Source organism: Pedobacter sp. CG_S7, from assembly GCF_040544395.1.
Lineage (GTDB): Bacteria > Bacteroidota > Bacteroidia > Sphingobacteriales > Sphingobacteriaceae > Pedobacter.
Genome location: NZ_JBEONS010000062.1, coordinates 1 through 8,003 on the forward strand (window position 1 = coordinate 1; position 8,003 = coordinate 8,003).

The 8,003-nt window shown below is 36.4% G+C and carries 4 protein-coding genes; 1 reads left to right on the forward strand and 3 read right to left on the reverse strand.

What is annotated here, in order from left to right; all coding sequences use genetic code 11:
- Positions 1-90 precede the first annotated feature (90 nt).
- The 3 genes from istA to AAKU52_RS16700 form a co-directional block, all read right to left on the reverse strand.
- Positions 91-1,404 carry an IS21 family transposase gene (gene istA, locus AAKU52_RS16690; RefSeq protein WP_354335643.1) on the reverse strand — a complete coding sequence of 438 codons (1,314 nt, stop codon included), beginning with the start codon at positions 1,402-1,404 and terminating at the stop codon, positions 91-93.
- A gap of 1,370 nt (positions 1,405-2,774) precedes the next feature.
- On the reverse strand, positions 2,775-3,533 hold the full coding sequence (locus AAKU52_RS16695; RefSeq protein WP_354335645.1) for a glycosyltransferase family 2 protein: 759 nt from the start codon (positions 3,531-3,533) through the stop codon (positions 2,775-2,777).
- Positions 3,534-3,601: 68 nt separating this feature from the next.
- On the reverse strand, positions 3,602-4,840 hold the full coding sequence (locus AAKU52_RS16700) for a LicD family protein (RefSeq protein ID WP_354335647.1): 1,239 nt from the start codon (positions 4,838-4,840) through the stop codon (positions 3,602-3,604).
- A gap of 652 nt (positions 4,841-5,492) precedes the next feature.
- Here AAKU52_RS16700 and AAKU52_RS16705 point away from each other — a divergent pair.
- Complete coding sequence (locus tag AAKU52_RS16705) at positions 5,493-7,685, forward strand: nSTAND3 domain-containing NTPase (protein ID WP_354335649.1); 2,193 nt, start codon at positions 5,493-5,495, stop codon at positions 7,683-7,685.
- Positions 7,686-8,003: the final 318 nt, after the last annotated feature.

Here is an 8,003-nt window from a genome sequence, read left to right on the forward strand (position 1 = left end):
AGGGAGTTTCCCACATTCCCACACCTCAAGCAACAATAACAATATTAATAATTAACATTGTAAGAATTATTGTCCTAACAATAGGGAGTACTATACTATGCTACTCACAATAGTTATCAGCAATTGCACCTGATCACGGATATAACGCGGTTTATCGTCCTTAATCTGTAATATCCATTCCATTGCTGCATCCTTATCCATCATCAATCCGCAGAACTCTTCCATCATTTCAGCGATGGCCAGTCGCTTGTCCCTGCCATGGTCGGTCTTGAGTATTTTCTGCCCGGTAAGCTGTGACACCTGGTGGCGGCACAATTCATTTTTATCCTGATCCAGTAAGATGAGTTCTAGTTTGGTACTACTGACCAGCACTTGAGTTCCGGGACCTTTATAAGTACCCAACGGTAAACTGTACAGATTGCTTTTCCAGCTAATGGTATTGTCTTTGCGTACAGCATAGGACGGATAATCGGCTTGTGAGATAATGATGGGGTACCATGGAATTAAAAAGGGTTCTTCAATACAGTGTTCATATATAGGGATCTTTTTAGTGGTACCATGTGGCAAAGCATTAGCTGTGCGGTGAAGCCAATCACTGGCATCATCATTCAGTGTGTCCAGGTCACGGAACAGGCGGTTGTACAGGAAGTTCTGTTTAACGTATTTCACAACATTCTCTACCTTACCCTTACTTTCAGGATCGGCTTTTCTGCAGAACCAGGCTCTGAACCCACGTTCTTTAGGATAGCCTTTAAAACCACTGGTCATGATAATATCACCGAGATTTTCCGATACCAAAAACAGCCTGTCCTGATCATATACAATTTCAGCAGGAATACCCCGGAGTGCTTCAAAAGCTTTCTCATGTGCCTGAATCACTGTTTCGGTAGTAAAGGGGACATCAGTGAATAAAACGTATTTATATCTTGAACGAGCTAGTACGAAGGTGAAGAATTGTACTTTCTTGGTCTTTCCAAGGGTAGTCTTCATGTTATAAAAGCCGAAGTCAATCTGCCCCTGAAGGCCATAAGCCAGTTCAGCAACACAGGCGTATTCACGAATGGGCTCAACCTTAGGTATATTATACTCATTACGAACAAACTGAACGAAGTTAAACACCGTTTTCTGGCTGACCTGAGGGAACCAGGAATGGTGCTCTTTCAGCAAATCATGCATTTGGGCTGCAGAGGTGTCGGGAAATACGCTAAGCTTTTCTTTAACAAAGTCCTGGAAAGAATCCAGCTTCAGAACACGACTACGCCCTTTTTCAAGTTCATACAGGTATTGTTCCTCGCTGATGGAAAGCAGGTGCTTTACCGTGCGCCAGTTCAGTTCATAATACTCTGCAATCCTGGTAATGGAATGGCCATCGCGGTCCATTTGGTTTACTAAATGATACATCATAATTTTGCTTAAATAATAATTCATTGCACTTTATCTTTTTCGTGAAAGACAAAGGTGCTTTATCCGAGGCTGGGCTAAAGCCCGCCTTGGATTATGTATTTATTGTTGCCAATTATTCTGCATCATTGTTGCCGATTATCCTGCACTATTGTTGCCAATTATTGTGTATTCCTAATTGCCATTTTCTCTGCATTCTTAATTACCGATTACACCCCCTCTGTGTGGTTGTATTTAAACAAATCATTCATTTTCTGATTTTCAATAAATGTTCTACACTTTCCATTAACAGGAAGCTTCCTTATGATTCCCAAAATATTTCAGCCTAAAAACAAGCCCTTCCTTAATATATTTTGATGACATCAGCAATAAATATGAGTAGGTAGTATACTATTGGACAATACAGTTTTTTTGTTCAGGCAGCATTCGGGAACTGAGATCGAAAAATTTTTATAGGACATGAAGTTTTAGCGCATGTTATATATCCAAAATCAACCGAATCTGCAGTCCATATGGTTTTTTATGTAACCATGTAATCCCTCACAGGAGCTTCTTAGGACAGGTTATGTTTGTCGCGTACCGATTTCATAAAGTTAAAGCAAGGTAAATATCTTTTCACACCCGTACCTGACCTGGTTTCAGAAATTTCTTTTATCCTGGCACTTTGTATACCATCATCCCCACCTATCTTTTATAAAAACACATCGAGCTGCAAAACTTAGATACTGCACAAGGGCCGGTGCACAGAATTTTTGTAGCTGCCTGCCCACTAAAGCTTCGGCCAGTCCCTTAAGCTGGGCTTGCCTTAAAAATTTTAAGTACATCCTGCAGCATATGTTTGTCCAGGTTAGATCTGCTACCAATGGTTTAAGCTTTGCATCTTCATCATCCAACTGACCCAACGCCTGAACTCACCCACCCCAAGAGCTCAAATTTTTACTTCCAATAAAATCGCCTAATGATTTTACGACAAACTTCTTCCATAAAACCTCCAGTCTATACCCTTTTAAGCGAAAAGGCAATCTGCGCTTCGGTAAACTTGCTCTTATCATCTTAATCACTGTTCGTTTAATTTAATTGCCCCCAATTTTCCGAATTTACAGTGGACTGGTTTGATTATCACCTATTCCTATCCATTAAATAATTGACTGGATCTCAAGAAATTCTAGTGGAGTTAAGTATTATGAAATCGGTCATATCGAAGATGTAAAAAGATACCATATTGATATTGAAAGAAAAGCCAAGACAGTTTTTTTAATGGAAAATGATTATGAGAAGAATTTAGAAACTATAAGCAACTCGTTTCATGCAACTGACATAGTAGCTGATGGTTTAAGAAGCTTTTTAGTATCTGATATCAGCAATTGAATTAATCAAGATGTCCAATTTAAAGGCTTCCAAAGTTGCGTATTGATCCAGTATTTAAAAATATTCTCTCTCATAGAATAGAAATCACTCTTTTTCCATGAAGCAACATTATCCCATCCGTAAATCTTTTTTAAATTACCGCTGATATCTTCTCCATTTTGAAAAGGTACAAGTGTTTTTATGCCTCTTCGATGGCATGAAGCTGAAAGGTGTATGTCCTCTCCCGTTAACATTGTGATAGGTTTGATGCTCCAGAAGTGATGAAGCCACTCGGTTTTCAGAAACCAGCTATTGCAACCAAAATCAACATATGTATTCTCTGGGCATAAGTTTACTAGTGAACTGTTATCATTATCACCAACAAAATATTTGTTTATATGATGTTCATTTGCTATTAGTTCTGGAAAAAAGTTATTCTTTGGGATTATCCTTCCGGAAGAAGATATTATTGCGTTTAACTTGTCACATAAAGACATACATATTTCTAACCAACACAAAGACGGTATTACGTCATCATCTAAGATGTATAAATACTTACTAGATGCTAATGTAGCGATACTGAACCTCCCGAAATATCCTAGATTACCAGTATTGTATTGATATTCTATAATAGGAGATAGCCCTAATATACTTAAGTCAATATCAACATGGTTGCCACAATGATATATCCAGATTTTTGTTGGCTTGATAGTTTGATTTAAGAGTGCATTCATTTGTTCATGCAAATTTTCTCTTTTCCATACCGTCATTATTACTGTGATCATTTATGCTAATAAGTTGAGGTTAAATTATCAAATAGAATTCCTTAGCAATTAGCATTTGTATCATATGTTTAAAAGATTAAATATTTAAGAAACTTTCCATTACCGTCTGTTTCAATCCCTGTCTTAAAATATTTTGAATTTACACATTCTAATCGATGGCTCCACGAGTAAATTACAAACTTATGCCTCCATTCTTTATACAACCCGTCTAAACACTCCAAGCTATTATGAGGTATATAAAAATGACTTCCTTCAAATAGGATTTTCTGAAATTCTTTTTCTAATGCATTTGGGAAAGATAATCCATTATTAAATATTACATCCTGAGCTTTCCTCTTATATAGCCACAAATCAATAAAGGGAAATTTGTACGTATAATTTTCAATCGATTCTCCTTTTTCACTCCATATTTTAAAAAATTCTATACCAGTTCGTTCCTCTATTTTACTCATAATTTGGAGCCTTTTGTCCGCTTCTATGGCACACCTAAATAAGTCAAATTCATCCTCTTCAATTCCAAGATCAACGTCGTCATCCCATGGTATAATCTCTCCATGCTGTACATACCCAAGCAAAGTACCTCCATGTAATAGTAGCTTTATATTTGATTTAATAGCGAGCTCTGCTATAATAGCTAAGATATTCTGCACTAGATTTTTTTGATTCGGTGTCCAAGCTTTATATTCTTCCACCTTTTTAGTAACTTCTTTCAATCTTCCCACGTGCGCATATGATTCTTGAAAATCTATATTAAACCATGGTGTGCTTTCGTAAAATAGATTTAATTTATCTCGTAAACCTAATTCAAGTAATTCATCATCAACTGGCTGCTTAATAGTATTATGAAGTAAAAGCTTCTTTGCGCCCTTTTTACTTAAAAAGTATACACAGCTTCCCCAATAATAGCCAAGTAAATACTCCTTATTTTGATTAGAAGCATTTGTTTTGTCAAAAGGGAAGAACACATCCCACTCCTCAGAAAAACATTCAATTTCCCTTTTTATGAGTGGAATTTCTTGACTAAGTGAAACGTTTTCTTCCATTATAAGGCAACTATCTGCATCTGTCTCGTAGAACCTACTCCAAATTTGCTTATGTGCTGTATGAATGTGCAGTTCTTCATTTGATAATGGAAAGCCATATCGATTTTTCATGTATTCACTATCAAATGGTGTCGAAGGACAATCGCTATTTTCTTTGATAGCAAAAGTGTTAACTTCCTCATGAAATACTCCTGTAGTCAACCCGTTTAGAGTTAATCTCTCGATAATCTTGGCCTGTGATGGAACTATTCGGTATGTGATCATAGTTGTAATATTTAAAAATAAGAAATTGATATTAATGATACAACGAGACTTTTATTTCAAACATTAAATTATAAATATTAGCTACCTCCTATCTCAACTTACAAATCTGTTGTACGTTATATACAACATCGTTACACAGCCGGTTGATACTTCATATTGTTCTTAAGGAACTCTAAACTCCTGTCTGTATTTTGATTATAATTTTTGGTTGAAAAATGATTGAAAGGCTGATAAAACCTTCAAATAAACTGCAATAATTATTTGGCAGAATACCTGGTTTAAACATACACTTTTATTATAATAAATAATCTATTTTTGGGTTTTCATCTAATTCATAAATATTAATCGGACAAATTGCCTATTTACATGTATCTACGTCAACTTTGTTAAGCGATGATCATTGAAATTATTAAAGAATGAGAGGGTGGCTGTTGCAGAATTATCACTTATCAAATAACCAAACTTTGAATAGTGATTATAACAATGTCCTTTACTGTACCATTATAGTATTTCGACCTTGACAATTTTAAAAAAGCAGGAAAGAAACTCTTTTCCCTGCTGATCATTGCATTGAAGCTAATTCCAAAAAAGGAATTTAAAGATTAAGTTCGTGAAAATAATAAAATTTGAATTTCAAATCTAATTACGAGCCATGGCGAAATACGATTTTTCAACGCTAAACAGCACCGATCTTGAAGAGCTTGTTTGTGACCTGCTGAATGCTGCCATTCTTAAACCTGGGGAAGGCAGATACCGAACCTTCAAGGAGGGAAAGGACCAGGGAATAGATATCCTGTTTTCATTAGATGAGGATAACTATGCGCATATGGGACAGGTAAAACACTATTACAGGACAGGTTACAAGGGACTGATCCGCGACCTGAACAAGACGGAAGTCTCAAAAGTCAAAAAAATTGATCCTGAACGATATATTTTTGCCACCTCTGTAGATTTAGGCAAATCAGAGACAGAGGAATTAGCGGCTATCTTTACCCCGTACATAAAGAATTTGGGTGATATATATGGAAAATCTGACCTGAACAGGTTAATCGAAGAACATGATCATATCCTTGACATTCACCACAAACTATGGCTGTCCGATGCTTCCATCTTAACCAAGATACTCAGTTCAGATCTGAACTTCAGGTCTTCAAATTTCCTAGAGTCCGAAATTAAGAAAAGGGTAAGACTTTATGTTAAAACAAAGATCTTTGAATCTGCGCTCGAGAGCCTTGAAAAAACGAACTTTGTGATCATTTCAGGCGATCCGGGAGTTGGAAAAACAACTTTGGCTGAAATGCTTGTTTATGAGTATATTAAGGAAGACTATCGCCTATGTTATCTGCTTGACGATATCAAGGAGGGTGAAAAAATACTTAAAGATACGGCGTTAAATACAGTTATTTATCTTGATGACTTTCTAGGAAGCAATACGGTAGAAATGATAAAGTCCCGGGGCAATGAGAGTGCATTGTTAAATATAATTACCAGGGTTAAGCGCTCCAAGCATGTGAAGCTAATTTTCACAACACGAACCTCAATCCTGAACTCGGTTGTTGAAGATTCAGATAAACTTAAAAGGGCGAAACTGAGGAAAAATGAAACAGTGCTTGACTTGGAGGATTACAATACAGAGATCAAATCCCAGCTATTACTTAACCACATTGATGATTCCGACCTGAAAGGAGATCTGAAGGCAGCCATCAGGGATAAAAGTGTTTTTGATTTTATAATAAGACATAAAAATTTCAATCCAAGATCAGTGGAATATATTCTTTCGGCCGATAATGTAGAGGTACAAAGTGCCAACGAATACAGAAGATTCATCATCCATAACTTCAACGATCCCAAGGAAATTTGGAAGCATGCATATCTTCATCAATTAGACGATTGGCAGCGGATGCTAATTAACACCCTGTTGACATTCGATGAAAAAACAGAGATAAGCTTACTTGAAAAGGCTTTTGAGAAAAGACTGGAGATAGAGAATGCTAAATCACCTATTAATATATTCCAGTCCTCATTGGTTAAACTCACAAAAGCATTTATCATTGTCACTGGGAAGATGGTTGATCTTAAAAACCCTTCATTAAAAGACTTCCTGATTAATTTTATTCAGAATGATAAAGCAGAAATATCTTCGATGTTAGATAGTGTAAAATATATCACTCAGATCTCCAAGAGTTTGAAGCGCATGGCGAAAAGCAAAGATGTGCCGATTCCAAAAAAAATTACAGCGCAGTTACTTACCAATTATGCCGACTATTCTAGGCCTGAAAATCGAGATGAGGATCTTATCCAAATTGCCATTTTTATTAGTGAAAATAGCCAAGGGCTAAAAACTTCAGAGACATTGGCGAATATCCTCAATGAAATTGACGATTGGGAATCTCTTCACGATAATTATCTGCTGAACCAGTCATTTTTAAAATTTCTGCAGACTGTAGGCCATGACACGATTGTCAAGGAGGTACTGAACGAACGTACCATGGATATAGTCGAAGACCTATTGTTGGGGGAGTTTGACTTGGAGAGGGCAGTTGAATTGTTAGAAAAATTGGCTAGAGGCTTTGATATAGATTTTACAGGTATTGATGTCTCAAAGATCGACTTACATTTCGATGATCTTTTTGGGGAGTATATAAATAATGAGCTTGATCAACTTAAAGACTGGGCGACAGATGTTAGTGAGGTAGATGAGGTTAGAGACAAGATTACGGACTTTCAAGAAAGACTTCAGGATCTGGGATATTATCATGAAGTAGATATGAACGATTTTGAATGCGACTGGTACGAAATCACCATAACCAATGAGATTAAAAGGCTGAATGCAAAGAATGATTAAAAAGGTGCAATAGAAATTGATTAAAAATCAGAAGATATGTTAAGGAATGAAGAACTAAGTTCGCTTACCTGGAATGAGATATCGATCAGCGACTCCACTATAATCGCGAAATGGTGAAAGGTTTTATAGTCCTCACGGAGATGGTATGTTCCCAAACATACCGACTTTAACGGAGTATATTTTTTGCTATAAGTTTACCAAGATCAATTGCCGGGTACTTTATTATAGTACTCCCTATTGTTAGGACAATAATTCTTACAATGTTAATTATTAATGTTGTTATTGTTGCTTGAGGTGTTGGAATGTGGGAAACTCCCT

Bases quoted from the DNA above. Each gene is read 5' to 3' on its own strand.
- istA (WP_354335643.1), bottom strand. From the start codon at position 1,404: ATGATGTATCATTTAGTAAACCAAATGGACCGCGATGGCCATTCCATT.
- AAKU52_RS16695 (WP_354335645.1), bottom strand. From the start codon at position 3,533: ATGATCACAGTAATAATGACGGTATGGAAAAGAGAAAATTTGCATGAA.
- AAKU52_RS16700 (WP_354335647.1), bottom strand. From the start codon at position 4,840: ATGATCACATACCGAATAGTTCCATCACAGGCCAAGATTATCGAGAGA.
- AAKU52_RS16705 (WP_354335649.1), top strand. From the start codon at position 5,493: ATGGCGAAATACGATTTTTCAACGCTAAACAGCACCGATCTTGAAGAG.